Raw genomic sequence first — 14,545 nt, 5'->3', positions numbered from 1 at the left:
TCAATAACCTTAGCGGAAACTGAATCTCAGCCCGCCGTTGACCACGAATACCTGTTTGCCCCAACGGTGAAAAACATCTTCCCGCCAGTGCCCGCCTAATGCATAGCTGAGATCCTGCGTTTCAGTATGGCGCTGCAACACCGCATCAATTTCCGGTTTGTGATAGTCCAGAATGCGCTGTTTGTTGTGATCAAGATACAGACGCAGATACGACAACAAACGGTCAGTTTTGCCGGTGGTGGCGATACTGGCGATATTCAGAAGGGGAGCACTGATAAACTCAGTCAGTGACTTACCCAGTTGTAACCCGGGCACAATCTGACGGATCAGTGAGCGGGTGTCATTGAGCAGAGCATAGTTGTCATTAACCAGTTGGATGGCGTCGGATTTGAGATCCTCAATACTGATCACATGGTTTTGAATATCGTAAACCGGCGTTCCGCTTATCACGACAATGACATGGGCCCGGTAAAGCGGGGTATCGAGCACCGTAATGTTGAGTTCCGCGAAACATTGCAGTGCCAGCCTGTTTGATTCTTCCTGACAGTGAACCTGTGCTTCCGTGATAGTCAGGCGGGCCTTTCCTCCCGGTACATCAAACGGAAAAGAGCGGGGGAACAGGGGAGTCAGTAACGCCTGTAGTTCTTGTGTGGTGTAGTCGTCATACGTCAGCCGGCCTGTTTTTATCATCAGGCCGCAAACGGCGACTTTCCATTTTTCCCGCCAGCTGAGTGTCAATCCTCTGTCCCTGTGGTTGCGTCTGTCACTACAGTAACATAAAAAACACAGACAATAGCCGACAATTTGTTAAACTGGTAAGAGCAGTTGAATAAGCACATCGCGGGTGGCGTATGGTTGAAGAACAGTATGATTATGTGATCACCGGGGCGGGATCTGCCGGCGCAGTGCTGGCGGCCCGTTTGTCAGAAAATCCGTCTGTTACTGTGTGTCTGCTGGAAGCCGGCGGTAAAGATAACAATCCGTTCATCCATGTGCCGTTCGGATTGTCTTTGCTCAGTCGTTTTGACAGCATTGGCTGGGGATATTTCACTGCGCCGCAACGTGAGCTGAATGACCGCGAACTTTTCTGGCCCAGAGGGAAAACCCTGGGGGGCAGCAGTTCTGTCAATGCCATGTGCTACATTCGCGGACAACGGGAAGACTATGACCGTTGGGCTGAATCCGGCGCTGCCGGCTGGAGTTACAACGAAGTGCTGCCATGGTTTAAAAAGGCAGAAGATTATCACGGCGGTGCTGATGCTTATCATGGCACCGGCGGTCCCCTCAGAGTTGAAAAGCTTCGTCATACCGATCCGCTTTCCCGGTGTTTTGTGAATTCTGCAGATGCTGCCGGTTTGCCTGTCAGAACAGACTTCAACCGTGAACAGCGGGAAGGGCTTGGCTTTTATGATGTTACCCAAAAGCACGGCCGGCGCTGGTCTACGGCGCAGGCGTATCTTAAACCGGCGTTGAACCGGCCCAACCTGACGGTACATACCCGGACGCTCACAGAAAAGGTACTTTTCACCGGTAAAACCGCCAGCGGCGTGCAGGTGCGGTATAAAGGCAAAGGTCGCCGGATTGGCGCACGTAAAGAAGTCATTTTGTGCGGGGGTGCAATTAATTCACCGCATTTGCTGATGCTCTCCGGGGTGGGACCCCGTGACATGCTGATGGAAAAAGGCGTCCATGTGGTCGCGGACTCCCCCGGTACAGGCCGTAATTTGCAGGACCATCTGGACGCTATTGTGCAATACCGGTGCACCTCCCGTCAGGGCTATGCTGTTGCACTTTCTGCCATACCCTCTTACATTGCAGCCGGTTTCCGGTATTTGTTTTCATCAGGTGGCCTGCTTTCTTCTAACATTGCTGAAGCCGGCGGTTTTGCTTCTTCTTCGCTGGCGCAGTCAGGTCAGCCGGATCTGCAATTTCATTTCCTGCCGGCCATTCTGGCTGAACATGGCCGCCGCTCGGTTTACGGATACGGTTTCGGGGTCCACGTTTGTGCCCTGTATCCGAAAAGCCGTGGCAGTATCTCCTTGCAAAGCAGTCATCCTGCCGACCATCCGCTTATCGAGCCTGCTTATCTCACCCATCCCGACGATAAAAAAGTGCTGCTCGAGGGGGTTGCTCTGGCGGACAAGCTGGTAAACAGCGCGGCTTTCGATGACGTGCGGGGAAAACGATTGTCACCGCCACAAGGGAATAACGATGAGGCATTGCTGGACGAATTTATCCGTGAGCATGCGGAAAGTATCTATCATCCTGTGGGCACCTGCAAAATGGGAGCGGCAGACGACGCAATGGCGGTGACTGACAATCAGTGTCGCGTAAAAGGGGTTAATGGCCTGCGGGTAGCAGATGCGTCGGTCATGCCTGTGTTGCCCGGGGGCAATACCAATGCGCCGGTGGTGATGATTGCCGAGCGGGTGGCGGACCTGATCATCCGCAGTGCCGGCCATCCCTGAGCCGCCGGGTTTTCTGCAAAAGGTACTTTGCCTTCAGGACTTACTTTAATCCGGCAGAGCGGATAAACACTTCTGCGGCACAGTCGCACATTTCGCTGATATGCGACTCGTCGGCGTAAATACCATCAATTAATAGTCTTGCGATACCGTGCAGGGTACTCCAGGTGACCTGCGCCAGCCTCAGTGCATCCTGATCTTCGGGGAGCAGGCCACAGGACTGCCAGGTGCGGGTCATGGTGAGCTGGTATTGGAAACAGGGATAAGCAATGTCTTTCAACTGTGCTGTTGCCTGATCGTTGTGCCATAACGTCCGCCCGAACATCAGTTCATACACCTGCGGGTGGTTCGCAGCATAATTGACATACTGGTGGATAAAGCGGCGGAAACGGGTAGCCGGAGTCACATCTTCCTGTTCAAAAATAGCTCTGGCAGACGCGTGCCAGTCGTCGAACCCTTTAGCAGCAATAGCACTGAGTAATGCATTTTTATCTTTAAAATGGTGATACGGGGCGGTTCTCGATACGCCCGTTACCTCTGCCAGCTTTCTCAGTGACAAAGCATCTATGCCACTGTCTTCAATGATAGTGGTGGCCGCTTCTATGAGCGCACTGCGTAAATCACCGTGATGGTAAGAAGAACCGGAAGTCATAGCGTTTCCTGAAAAGTCGGTAGGCAGAGTGTCCCGTTTAATCTTGACACTGTCAACATTGGTGTTATCTTGACGGTGTCAAGTTTGCGTTGTTGATCAAACCTGGCTACAAATTCATTTACAGGCAACCATCAGGACTAAACATGAGCACCACCACGTATCCGCATCTGTTTCGCCCCCTTGATTTGGGATTCACTCAGTTAAAGAACCGCGTCATCATGGGCTCTATGCACACCGGGCTTGAAGAAATGCCGGGCGGGCACAAACACATGGCTGCATTCTATGCCGAACGTGCCCGGGGCGGTGTGGCGTTAATTGTGACCGGTGGGATCGGGCCGAACGAAGAAGGCTCTACCCATCCTGCCACACGGCGCCTGGATTCAGATAAGGCGGTTGCGCATCATCGTGAAGTAACGGATGCGGTGCATGCAGAAGGCGGGAAAATTTGTATGCAAATCCTGCATACCGGCCGTTATGCCTACTCAGAGAAACTGGTGGCGCCATCGGCTATTCAGGCGCCGATTAATCCGTACAAACCCAAAGCGCTGACAGAAGAAGAAATCGAACAACAGATCAGTGACTTTATTTTTGCTGCCACTCAGGCGCAGAAAGCCGGTTATGACGGTGTGGAAATCATGGGTTCTGAAGGGTATTTCCTGAATCAGTTTATTGCCGCCCGCACGAATCAGCGTGATGATGACTGGGGAGGCAGTTATGAGAACAGAATGCGTCTGCCGGTTGAAGTGGTGCGCCGGGTCCGTGAAGCCACCGGCGATAACTTCATCATTATTTACCGGCTTTCCATGCTGGACTTAGTCGAAGGCGGCTCCACATACGATGAAGTGGTGAAGCTGGGGCTGGCTATTGAGGAAGCCGGCGCGAATCTTATCAATACCGGGATCGGCTGGCATGAAGCTCGAATTCCTACCATTTCAACACGGGTGCCGCGGGCTGCTTTCACCTGGGTGACCGCGAAGTTTAAGGCGGCGCTCAATGTGCCGCTGATCACCTGTAACCGCATCAATACACCGGAGGTCGCAGAAGCCGTGCTGGCGCGGGGTGATGCGGACATGGTTTCCATGGCGCGGCCATTTCTGGCAGACGCTGAGTTCGTTATTAAAGCTGAACAAAACCGCAGTGATGAAATAAATACCTGTATTGGCTGCAATCAAGCGTGTCTGGACCATATTTTTAACGGCAAACTCACCAGTTGTCTGGTTAACCCGCGGGCCTGTCATGAACTGCAACTGCAAATTGCACCGGCGCAGTCAGTGAAGCACATTGCAGTGGTCGGGGCCGGTCCTGCAGGACTGGCGGCGGCGACTACCGCTGCACGTCGGGGCCATAAAGTCACACTTTTTGACAGTGCTTCTGAGATTGGCGGTCAGTTCAATATCGCCAGACAGATCCCGGGCAAAGAAGAGTTTAATGAGACCCTGCGCTATTTTGCCCGCCAGCTTGCGCTTACCGGCGTAGATGTTCAACTGAACACCAGAGTGACTGTAGACACACTGAATAACGGCAACTTTGATGACGTTATTCTGGCTACCGGTATTACCCCGAGAGTGCCCGACATTGAGGGTATTGAACACAGTAAAGTTCTCACCTATCTGGACGTGATCAGAGATAAAAAACCGGTGGGTAAACGGGTCGCGGTGGTCGGTGCCGGTGGGATCGGTTTTGATGTCTCTGAGTATCTGTCACACGGGAAGGATGCGCCAAGCCTGGATATTCCCGTTTTCATGAAAGAGTGGGGGGTGGATATGACAATGACAGCAAGGGCTGGTGTGGAAGGGGTTAAACCTGCACCAGAGCCGTCATCCAGAGAAATCTTCCTGCTCCAGCGGAAAACTTCCAAAGTGGGCGCCGGCCTGGGTAAAACCACCGGATGGTCTCACCGCGCCAATCTTATGATGAAAGGAGTGAAAATGATCGCGGGCGTGACCTATGACCGCATTGATGATGAAGGTTTTCACTGCACAGTAGAGGGTAAGCCAATGGTACTACCGGTAGATAATGTGATCATTTGTGCCGGACAGGAGCCGCTGCGGACATTGCAGGAAGGCCTGACGAAACCGTGTCATCTTATCGGCGGTGCGGATGAGGCCCGTGAGCTGGATGCCAAGCGGGCGATTGAACAGGGTACAAAAGTCGCTGCGGCTTTGTAACGGTTCGAAGCAGACTGAGCCCGGTGTTACAAAACCGGGCTTAATGAATGGGATCCAGCAGCAGCGCATTCCCGGCCTGGTCAATGCGGAAATGAAACCGCTTGAGAATATTCATGCCAAGCAGCCCCTCAGTGCCATCAAGCGTACCCGGAGGCAGCACCAGCACCGATACATCCGCCAGTCGCCACGGACCAAACTCTACTTCTTTTAACGTTACCATGCGGGCGTCTACCCGGCCGCCTGCGGTATTGACTGCAAAATTTCCCAGGTCCCGGTAATTTCCCCGTCTGGCTACTTGCCTGAATACCTCCGTCGTCACCGTTGTAACCGAGGCACCGGTATCTACCAGCAATCTTGAGTGACGGCCGTTAAGTGTCAGTGGCGCGAGATAATGATCGCCGGTTTGTTCCAGCGGCATTCTGTATGCGTTACCGGATACCTCACGTTCTTTCTCCGTGGGCGGGGTATCTTCACTTTGTGCGTCTGCTGTCTGAGGATACAGCACACGCCGCAGCGCTTCAGCCTGCCGGTCTTCAGATGGCAGCGAAGCCAGTACATTTTCCATCAGTGTAAATTTCTGCTGTCTGCCATACGCCTCTGCCAGTTGCAGGGTATAAAAACGGTCTTCCGGCCGGTACTGGTAAAGTGGCTCAACAAACGCCGCAAGGGTGTCCCAGTCGCCGGCGAGCCGGAGCTTTTCTGCTGCGGTGTCTGCCATTTGGGTAATCAATGCGGAGATATCCTGTTCTACCTGCGGCGGAGGGTTTCGCTCAAGAATTTTGTAGTACTGGATGATAGCTTCACTTAACGGTTCCTCACGTTTCACCCACATTGCTTCCAGCAGCAACAATTCCCAGTTATAAGGCTGATCCCTGAGGGCGGCAGTGAGGGCAGGAAAAAAGCGTGGATCACCGTTATTAAACCAGGCTTGCAGTGTAGCGGCAGATGGCCTTTCTTCCTGCATGGGATCTGAGATTGAAAGGGGAGAGCTTGTCACTGAGGAGGCTTGCGCAGCAGGACGAATATTATCTTCAGTACTGTCTGCCAGCGGCACAACCTGCTGTGTAACGGGCTCCCGGCGGGTTACCAGCAATATGCCGTTAAGGGCGAGAGATAACACCAGAGCAGCCAGCAACCATTTGTTCACGACGTTGTCACCGCTTCAGTATACGTATTTTTAAACAGTGCAGGCATACGCGCAGGGGCACCGGTTTTTAAATTGACGCAAACAAAACGGGTTCTGGCGGCAAACACCGTTTTCCGGCGCACGGGACAGATAAACTGGAAACGTCGCTCAAGGTTCAGTTTACCGTCGCATTCCACAATCCAGGTGGCACACAATAATGTATCACCTTCGTGACAGGGTAACAGATAGTCCAGTTCGTGACGGTGAATCACCATACCTTTACCGCATGCCCGGTAATCATCGAATGTCAGTCCCAGATGATTTGAATGTGACCAGGCCAGCGACTCCAGTTGTGACAGATAGGCCACATTGTTAACGTGCTGATAGTGATCTATGTGGGAGTCGTTTATTTGCCATGGTTTAACGAAAGGGGCAGGCAGTGCCCATTCCGGCTGGTATTCATCGTTCGGGTACATGGGGTACAGGATTGTTTTCAAGGCTAAAATCGTCGGAAAACAGTTGTAACATTAATTGTTGCTCACGGGCAATAACCGGTCCGGTAAAGCGTTCAACATCGCCAAGTTGTCTGAAGGTATCGTATCCCCGCTGCAAAAATTCGTGCAGAGAAAGGAGTCCCGCCAGTTTTGCCGGACGGCGGGATACCGAAATCAGCATACCAATACCCCGTATTTTAATGATTCCGGCCAGTTGTTGTCCCAGGTGCCGGATGATGTCAATTTGCTGTGTTCTTGCTGCTTTATCACCCGCTTCACGGTAGGCCAGTGCATAGGTATTGTTGTTAAGCGGCTGGCCCTGCAGTGCCTCAACAACCTTTTGATCCAATTCAAAAGAGAGGGCATTCAGTGCAAGGGCGTCATCCAGCGCCTGCATGGCTTTGTCCGGCAGTACTTTTGCCAGTTTCGGGATCACCCGCGCGATATCGGCATCCCGCTGTGAAAAATCTTTCGGTCCGTAGAGCTCTTCAGTGAAAAATGCCATAGCCTGGCGGTACTGTGGCTGAGCCGCCAGATCTGCATGAGTCACCAGCAAACGTTCACACTGCCATTGTTGCAGGGCATGGATAGCCGGCAACTGGCCCATTTTCTCTGCCATGTTTTTCAACGCATTCACGCGGTGGATGTGTCTGACAATACCGGACGTGGTGTTCAAATCTGCTCTCCTTATGTTCACATCAACATATCACATTCATGCTCAGATTTGGCGGAATGACCGGCATTTGGTACTATGCGCAACCTCTTTTCAGGCTTGTCAGTGAGTTGAATGCAGCAACAAAATTCAGCCTTAAATACGATGCAACCACAAATGCAGTTTACCCCGCAGGACGATACCGATCCGCAAGTGGAGGAACTCATCCGCCTGTTTGACGCCACCTTCGCCGAAAACTGGAATACCCGTCTTGTGCGCGGCGATGATGAGCCGGTGTATTTGCCCGCGGGTGATGAAGTACTTTTTCACCGCATCGTTTTTGCCCACGGTTTTTTCTCCAGTGCGTTGCATGAAATTGCGCACTGGTGTATCGCCGGTGAAAAACGGCGACTGCTGGAAGATTATGGTTACTGGTATTGCCCTGACGGCCGGGACGCCGTTCAACAGAAAGCTTTTGAACAGGTGGAAATTAAACCGCAGGCAGTGGAATGGGCTCTGACGCTCAGTGCGGGGCGTCAATTCCGGGTCAGTACGGATAATCTGGACGGGGCAGAGCCTGACCGTGAAGCGTTCACCGCTGCTGTGCATGAGCAACTGGTGCAATATACCCGTACTGGATTTCCACCCCGTGCCGGTATGTTGATGACAGTACTGCAGGCGCATTTTAATACGGCGCCGGTTACTACAGAACGGGCAGAGGCATTAGCATGAGCGATAAATTTCGTCTGGGCGTGGTGGTTAATCCGTTTGCCGGCATTGGCGGTGCGGTGGCTCTCAAAGGCAGCGACGGTGCTGCGGTACGTGAACAGGCGCTGGCAGCCGGAGCGGAACAACTGGCGGGTATTAAAATGACCCGCGCGCTGAATGTACTCAGTTCGCTTGCCGGTCAGATCACTGTGATAACCGCCTCCGCTGAAATGGGTGAAAACAGTGCCCGTGAGGCCGGTCTGACAGCAAAGGTGGTGTACACACCCGCACAGGCACAGACTGAAGCTGAAGACACAGAAGCTGCAGTGGAAGCCATACTTGCTGAGGGGATCGACTTACTGTTATTTGCCGGCGGTGACGGCACTGCACGAAATGTGTGTCAGATTGCAGAGCTGCAAACGCCTGTGCTGGGCGTACCGGCCGGGTGTAAAATCCACTCCGGAGTATATGCAGTAACCCCCGTAGCTGCCGGTGAAGTGGTGGCTATGATGGTTCGCGGGGAGCTGGTGAGTGAAGCCCCGGCGGAAGTCCGTGACATTGACGAAGAGGCATTTCGTCAGGGCAAGGTACTGGCAAAGCATTTCGGTGAAATGCGGGTGCCGGACTCACTGACCTACGTACAGGCCGTCAAAGCCGGCGGCAAGGAAAGTGATGAACTGGTGCTGGAAGATATCGCGGCCTTTATCCGTGAAACCATCGAAGATGAGCCGGACACGTTTTTCGTGATGGGATCGGGCTCCACCGTGGCCGCAATTATGGATTCAATGGGTCTGGACAATACGCTGCTGGGCGTCGATGTCGTGAAAGACGGCGAACTGGTGGCGTCGGATGTGACAGCGGCACAGCTGCTTGAACTTACTGACGGCCAGCCGGTTAAAATGGTCATTACAGTGATTGGTGGTCAGGGGCATATTTTTGGCCGTGGGAACCAGCAACTCTCACCGTCATTTATCCGCCGGACAGGGAAGGAAAATGTACTGATCACCGCTACAAAAACCAAATTACAGTCTCTGGATGGCCGTCCTCTGCGGCTCGATACCGGTGACGCTGAATTAGATACCGCACTTGCCGGCTATTTTCCGGTGATCACCGGATACCGGGACAAAGTGCTGTATCCTGCAAAATAAGGAGACTTTATGGAATTTCCCGCCGCCGCCCCCACTGAATTTATCGGGCAATCCGGACACATCGAAGACGCGCTGGATGGTGTTGTTGATCATGGTAGTGACGATGAATTGTTTATTGCCAGCTACCTGCAAGGTCATTTTGCGGTGATTGCCAGACAACAGGAAATGCAGCCTGATGCGAGCCTGGCCACCCTGGACGAAGCCATGCAGGGCAGTTTACAAGCCGCCTTTGATAATAAAGAACTGGAAGAAGAGGATCAGCGGCTGGTTATGGCGCTCTGGCAACGTCTTCTTGCCAGTGCAAAATAGCGACTCCCTGCTGACAGCTTTTCCCTGAAGCGGCAGACTCTTGCCGCTTCACCTCTTTCCCGCCGCCTTAAATCCCGCTTACCGGTTACTGAATTCCCCTCTGCGCCGCCACATCTTTGACGTTTCCACATGGTACGAAAATTGCGAATACCTCAGCAGACAATAAATGGCGGGTTAACGGGCCGGAGTAATGAGTACTAAATATCTGAAAAAGACAGTCCCTGCAGCATGGCTGGCAGCAGGCAGTTTGATGCTCGGAGGCTGTGCCGGAGAGAGTCCTTCGGTGGTGATGCAGGAAGAAAATATGGCGTTACCTGCATTAGGCAATATGGAGTACCACACTTACGTCCTGGCGAATGAGCTGTTTGCCCAGCTACGTCCTTCGCGTCAGGCGAAATATGCCGTTACCGGTTTTGTGCCGGCAGATACCATGAGCTGGAACAGCAAACAGCAGGATCCGCTGATGATGCTGGGCCACCAACTTGAAGAGGGGTTGATCACTGAAGCCGCAAAACGGGGCTTTACCACTCAAGAGTTTAAGCTCACGGACGATATAATAATGGGAGAGTATGCAGACCGCGTACTCACCCGGGATATCGAACAACTTCCCGGCATCGAACGGGTGGATTTTTATATCACCGGCACCATTGTCCGCCAGCAGGCCGGTGCTATGGTTAACGCCAGAGTGATAAACGCCAGAACAAAAGATGTCGTGGCTGCTGCGACACGTTTCTTTCCTGAAGGCTTGTTCTGGGAAGAAGAAAAGATCACGACCCGGAACGGGCGGCTGTACAGAACTGAGGATAAGGGGTAATGCCAATGACTTTTCAACGAAATATGATTGCCATGGCAGCAATGCTGGTTAGTATTTCAGGTTGCTCTCTGCTCAGCGATGAAGAGACCGCAGAAGCGCAGCCGGGGGCAGCTGAGCCGGTGATGAATGTCATTGATGTGCGTGCAGAAGACCGCGCTGAAGTTGTCGCTGCAGAGCCTGAAGACGAAGCTGACAGTTTCGGTGCTATTGGCCAGCCGCCTCTGTACAGCAGTGTGCAGGGTGCCTATCAGGGCCGTCCTCTGAACCGTCATGTTGGCGATTACGTCAAGAACATGACTCAGGACCTGGTTTCCAACATGGAGTACGTCACCAATAAAACGCCGGTGGCGGTAACCAATTTCGCTATGCTGGACTCTGATCTCCAGCACACCAATTTACTGGGTCATCAGATGGCTGAATCGTTTATGCACGAACTGCATAAATACCGCATTCCGGTAGTGGATTTTAAAGCAACAGATTACATCAGAGTAACAGACAGCGGTGATTTTCTGCTGAGCCGTGACTATCTCGACTTAAACAGCAGCCTGCCCATTGATTACGTTCTCACTGGCACGATGGCGAAGCATCAGGGCGGAGTACTGGTAAACGCGCGTATTCTCGGCATAGAAAGCCGCGCTGTGGTGGCATCCGCCCAGTTACTTATACCGTTTTATGTCGTGGATGCGCTCATTCCCAGCGACAGCAACGGTAAAAGTGGCATCCGGGATGGTGTGAAGCTGACACGGGGTTAAGACGATGACGTTTGCCAAACCTTCAGTTCCGGCTATCACAGTAATTTCAGGTCGTTTACTGGCTGTTATGCTGGTAGCCGGGCTCTCCGCTTGTACTACCATTGATGAACATTACCATGCTTACATGGATGGTGAGGGAGATGCTCACACGCAGCCTGCGCAACCGCCGGGTGACAGTGCAGCTTCATCTTCAGCGTCAGCGACGACTTCCTATCCGCAGACTGATGTAGTGACTCAAGCTGCACCGGAGGTCATTGCACCTGAGCGCAACGCACCGGTGACCATGGCAGCGGTGCCTGAGACAGCACAATGGCAATACCGGCCTGATTCCCGTGACCGTGACACGGAGGCCAGTGAACAGACAGGGCCGGTAGCGGTTGAGTGGCACGATCCTCTTGTAACCGGCTATCAGCCGGACAGAACGCACAAAGCGCTGGCAGACTATGCATCCCAGCTGGCAATGCAACTGATGGACTCTGCTTCCCAGCTTAGCAGCAACGATTTAATTGGTGTGGCAAGCTTCGTAAGGCTGAACCGGTCACTGCAGGAAACCACTGTGATGGGAAATCAGCTGGCTGAACTGCTCATCGCAGAATTGCAGAGTTTTGGTGTGGGTATTGTCGATTTTAAAATGGCTGATGCGTTAACAGTCACGCCGTTTGGAGATCTGGCCATGACACGGACCGGCGAAATACAAAGCCGCTCAATGCAGATGGATCATATTCTCACCGGTACCCTAATCGAAGAGCCCAGAGGCGTGCGGGTCAATGCACGTATTGTGTCCGTTGAGAAGCATCAGGTTGTCGCCAGTACCAGCCTGCTTATCCCGTCTTTTATGGTTACTGCGCTGAACAGCGCCAGTCAAACCGGAAAATAGTCATCTTTTAGTATGAGATTTCCCGCCGGCCACCGATAAATACTTTCCTATCGGGGCAGGCTGGATTATTATTCATCCTGGCGTTTGAATGCCATATTCAAATTGCCGCTCTGCGCCGGCATGGTGTTATGACTCAACCATCTCCATAGCACTCTGCCCGGCTCAGGGCGCCACTCCTCTGATTGAATTCCTGATAGCAAACCTTTGCGGTGCGGTTGCCTGAAGTAAAGACTCCGGTGCCGGCAGCGGTGTATGGGTTAACTGGCCTGTTAAAATTTGCGCCATTAACGGCGCTGTTGTTAACCCTCTTGAGCCAAGCCCGGTTAAAGTAAACAGTCTGCCGGCAGGCGGCGGTGTCTGACTGCTGAGTGGCTTTCCGGTGCTCAGGGCCCGGTATTGTTCGTACAACACGTCATTACTCAACAGTTGTCCGCTGGCGGGCTGGTGATCCGGCAGTGTCAGACGGATTGCCGCTCTGGCTTGTCCGTCGTGTTGAAGCTGCGCCACCCAGCTGTCTGCCCCCATTGCCTTTTTATGCGTCGCCAGATTTGTTTGTGTGTCGCTGTCACGCACATCACACCGGGTATCATCTTTTCCATAGGTAGACCCCAGAGCATGGCGGTTGTCCATTTGTGGCGTCATGTAGCCTTTATGACAAAGTACGGTTCGCAATGCACTGACTGAAGGCTGGCCGGGAATAGCTTCTACCTGGCCCCGCACGGGACGAAGTGGCAACGCCGTCATCTGCGGAATATAGATACTGTCAGCACCGGTGGCAATCACCGCGTAATCAAAGTGCTGATCTTCTCCGTTAACACAAAGGGTGACGCCATCTTCCTGTTCAGTAACGGCAGTGACTTTTGCGCCGGTCTGAACCCGGATATTTTCGTCGCAGCCGGCGATTAACGCATTGACCAGTTCCGGCGGGCAAACCCAGCCACCCAACGGTATGTGCAGTCCGCCGGCGGGCAACGGTACACCGGCAAAATCACTGGCATCCTGCCTGGATATGGCGCATACAAGCGCTTCTGGCCAGACTTCGCTGCCCAGCAATTTAGCCTGTCGCTCACCTACCGTTTCGCTGAAATTTAGTTGCAGTACGCCACACCAGTCATGTGTGAACGGTTCCGGTAACTGCCGGTAAACCCGGCTGGCATATAAAAAGCCGTGAGCCTGAATTTGACTGGCAATACTGGCCTCACTGTGAAGCTGCGGATAAAAACCACCCTGAGGATTACCCGATGCACCCTGAGCAAGGGTTTCATCTGCACACAAGACAGTGGCAGATATCCCTGTACGGCTCAGGCTCCGGGCCAGAGTCGCTGCTGCCAGTCCGCCGCCGATGATTGCTATGCGGTGGTTTGCCGTGACTGCATCGTTATTAAAACGGGAGTAAGGCGGTGCGGCCGGAGCTGAGTGCTGGCCATCAAAATATCCGCCCAGCATGTCGCGCTTGCGGCCAAAACCTTTACGTTTTTCAACAACAAAACCGGCGTCTCTCAGGCCCCGTTTCACAATCCCTGCTGCGGTAAACGTGCCGAAGGTTGCGCCTTGTCTGGACACTCTGGCCATTTGTGAAAACAAAGCTTCCGTCCACATGTCCGGGTTTTTACCGGGCGCAAAACCGTCCAGAAACCAGGCATCAATCATCCCGCGGGGCGGTACGTGCCATTGGGGCAGCAATTCATGTACATCGCCAATCCATAGATCCAGCGTGGTGTGAAATTCATCAAAGTGAAGTCTGTGGCAACCCTGAATGGATAGGGGATAGTTATTCAACAGCGCCTTTGCTGCCTCCTCTAATACCGGAAATGCGGTCAGTGCCCTGGCCAGATCGTCTCTGGCCATGGGGAATTTTTCTGTTGAGAGGATAAAAAGCTGTTTCAGCGGGTGCTCAGGATGCTCTGCTCTGAACGCAGCGAAGGCCTGCATCGCCACCAGGCAATTCAGGCCGGTGCCAAAGCCGGTTTCAGCAATAACAAAGTCGCGGCGGGTATGTGCCAGCCAGCGCGCCGGAATATCGTTGCCGGCAATAAACACATGATGGGTTTCATCAATGCCACTGTCGTTGGAAAAATAGACGTCATCGAAGTCGTCAGCAACCGGAGTGCCGCTGTCGTTAAAATAAACTTGCGCAGTGCGGGATTTCACGTTTTGATATTCTGCAAGACAAACATTGGGTGATCATACCTTGCATGATACATTGAGCAAAGCAAACACGCGGGGTTGAAGCCTGTTTTCTCTGTGTTGATGAAAAGCTGAACGTTTTCGGCTTTTGGTAATCATAGCAGGGACAGATAAGACACAAATGACGGGGCAGGGTATGTGTAAACGGTATGGGAAAAACGTTAAGTAAAAAGAGCAGACCAGTTTACGGATG

14 protein-coding genes are annotated in these 14,545 nt (G+C 52.9%); 8 read left to right on the top strand and 6 right to left on the bottom strand.

What is annotated here, in order from left to right; all coding sequences use genetic code 11:
- Positions 1–9: 9 nt before the first annotated feature.
- Positions 10–738, bottom strand: coding sequence for a DUF4403 family protein (locus DS731_RS13585; protein ID WP_119501842.1), 729 nt, complete (start codon positions 736–738; stop codon positions 10–12).
- Between the two features lie 113 nt (positions 739–851).
- Between DS731_RS13585 and DS731_RS13580 the strand changes: the two genes are divergently transcribed.
- A complete protein-coding gene (locus DS731_RS13580) occupies positions 852–2,468 on the top strand; it encodes a GMC family oxidoreductase (protein WP_119501841.1) in 1,617 nt (538 codons plus the stop codon).
- Positions 2,469–2,508: 40 nt separating this feature from the next.
- Here DS731_RS13580 and DS731_RS13575 read toward each other — a convergent pair whose 3' ends face one another.
- Entirely contained in the window at positions 2,509–3,117 is a 609-nt protein-coding gene (locus DS731_RS13575) for a TetR/AcrR family transcriptional regulator (protein ID WP_119501840.1), read from the bottom strand.
- Positions 3,118–3,260: 143 nt separating this feature from the next.
- Between DS731_RS13575 and DS731_RS13570 the strand changes: the two genes are divergently transcribed.
- Positions 3,261–5,285 (top strand): NADPH-dependent 2,4-dienoyl-CoA reductase, encoded by a 2,025-nt coding sequence (locus DS731_RS13570; protein ID WP_119501839.1) that lies wholly within the window; start codon positions 3,261–3,263, stop codon positions 5,283–5,285.
- Between the two features lie 40 nt (positions 5,286–5,325).
- On the opposite strand, the gene DS731_RS13565 is transcribed toward DS731_RS13570, so the two are convergent.
- The 3 genes from DS731_RS13565 to DS731_RS13555 are packed head-to-tail and all read right to left on the bottom strand — an operon-like array spanning position 5,326 to position 7,581.
- On the bottom strand, positions 5,326–6,432 hold the full coding sequence (locus tag DS731_RS13565; protein ID WP_119501838.1) for a retropepsin-like aspartic protease family protein: 1,107 nt from the start codon (positions 6,430–6,432) through the stop codon (positions 5,326–5,328).
- Entirely contained in the window at positions 6,429–6,887 is a 459-nt protein-coding gene (locus DS731_RS13560) for an acyl-CoA thioesterase (RefSeq protein ID WP_119501837.1), read from the bottom strand. Before DS731_RS13560 ends, DS731_RS13565 begins: the two co-directional genes overlap by 4 nt.
- Complete coding sequence (locus DS731_RS13555; protein WP_332311117.1) at positions 6,871–7,581, bottom strand: FFLEELY motif protein; 711 nt, start codon at positions 7,579–7,581, stop codon at positions 6,871–6,873. The genes DS731_RS13560 and DS731_RS13555 overlap by 17 nt, the downstream gene beginning before the upstream one ends.
- A 141-nt stretch (positions 7,582–7,722) precedes the next feature.
- Between DS731_RS13555 and DS731_RS13550 the strand changes: the two genes are divergently transcribed.
- From DS731_RS13550 to DS731_RS13525, 6 genes are all read left to right on the top strand, one after another.
- The gene (locus DS731_RS13550) at positions 7,723–8,289 is read left to right on the top strand and encodes an elongation factor P hydroxylase (protein ID WP_442858465.1); all 567 of its coding nucleotides are present in this window, start codon (positions 7,723–7,725) and stop codon (positions 8,287–8,289) included.
- Entirely contained in the window at positions 8,286–9,413 is a 1,128-nt protein-coding gene (locus DS731_RS13545; RefSeq protein ID WP_119501835.1) for an ATP-NAD kinase family protein, read from the top strand. Before DS731_RS13550 ends, DS731_RS13545 begins: the two co-directional genes overlap by 4 nt.
- A 9-nt stretch (positions 9,414–9,422) precedes the next feature.
- Entirely contained in the window at positions 9,423–9,722 is a 300-nt protein-coding gene (locus tag DS731_RS13540; RefSeq protein ID WP_119501834.1) for a YfcL family protein, read from the top strand.
- 190 nt (positions 9,723–9,912) lie between these two features.
- Positions 9,913–10,536: a FlgO family outer membrane protein gene (locus DS731_RS13535; RefSeq protein ID WP_119501833.1), complete on the top strand. Its 624-nt coding sequence runs from the start codon at positions 9,913–9,915 to the stop codon at positions 10,534–10,536.
- Positions 10,537–10,541: 5 nt separating this feature from the next.
- Complete coding sequence (locus DS731_RS13530) at positions 10,542–11,288, top strand: FlgO family outer membrane protein (RefSeq protein ID WP_161599158.1); 747 nt, start codon at positions 10,542–10,544, stop codon at positions 11,286–11,288.
- Between the two features lie 4 nt (positions 11,289–11,292).
- Complete coding sequence (locus DS731_RS13525; protein ID WP_119501831.1) at positions 11,293–12,165, top strand: FlgO family outer membrane protein; 873 nt, start codon at positions 11,293–11,295, stop codon at positions 12,163–12,165.
- A gap of 162 nt (positions 12,166–12,327) precedes the next feature.
- On the opposite strand, the gene mnmC is transcribed toward DS731_RS13525, so the two are convergent.
- Complete coding sequence (gene mnmC, locus DS731_RS13520; RefSeq protein WP_119501830.1) at positions 12,328–14,316, bottom strand: bifunctional tRNA (5-methylaminomethyl-2-thiouridine)(34)-methyltransferase MnmD/FAD-dependent 5-carboxymethylaminomethyl-2-thiouridine(34) oxidoreductase MnmC; 1,989 nt, start codon at positions 14,314–14,316, stop codon at positions 12,328–12,330.
- Positions 14,317–14,545 lie beyond the last annotated feature (229 nt).

Origin of the sequence: Alteromonas sp. RKMC-009 (genome assembly GCF_003584565.2) — a bacterium.
GTDB lineage: Bacteria > Pseudomonadota > Gammaproteobacteria > Enterobacterales > Alteromonadaceae > Alteromonas.
Note: the sequence above shows the minus strand (reverse complement) of the source record. Positions and strands in the feature narration are given on the sequence as shown.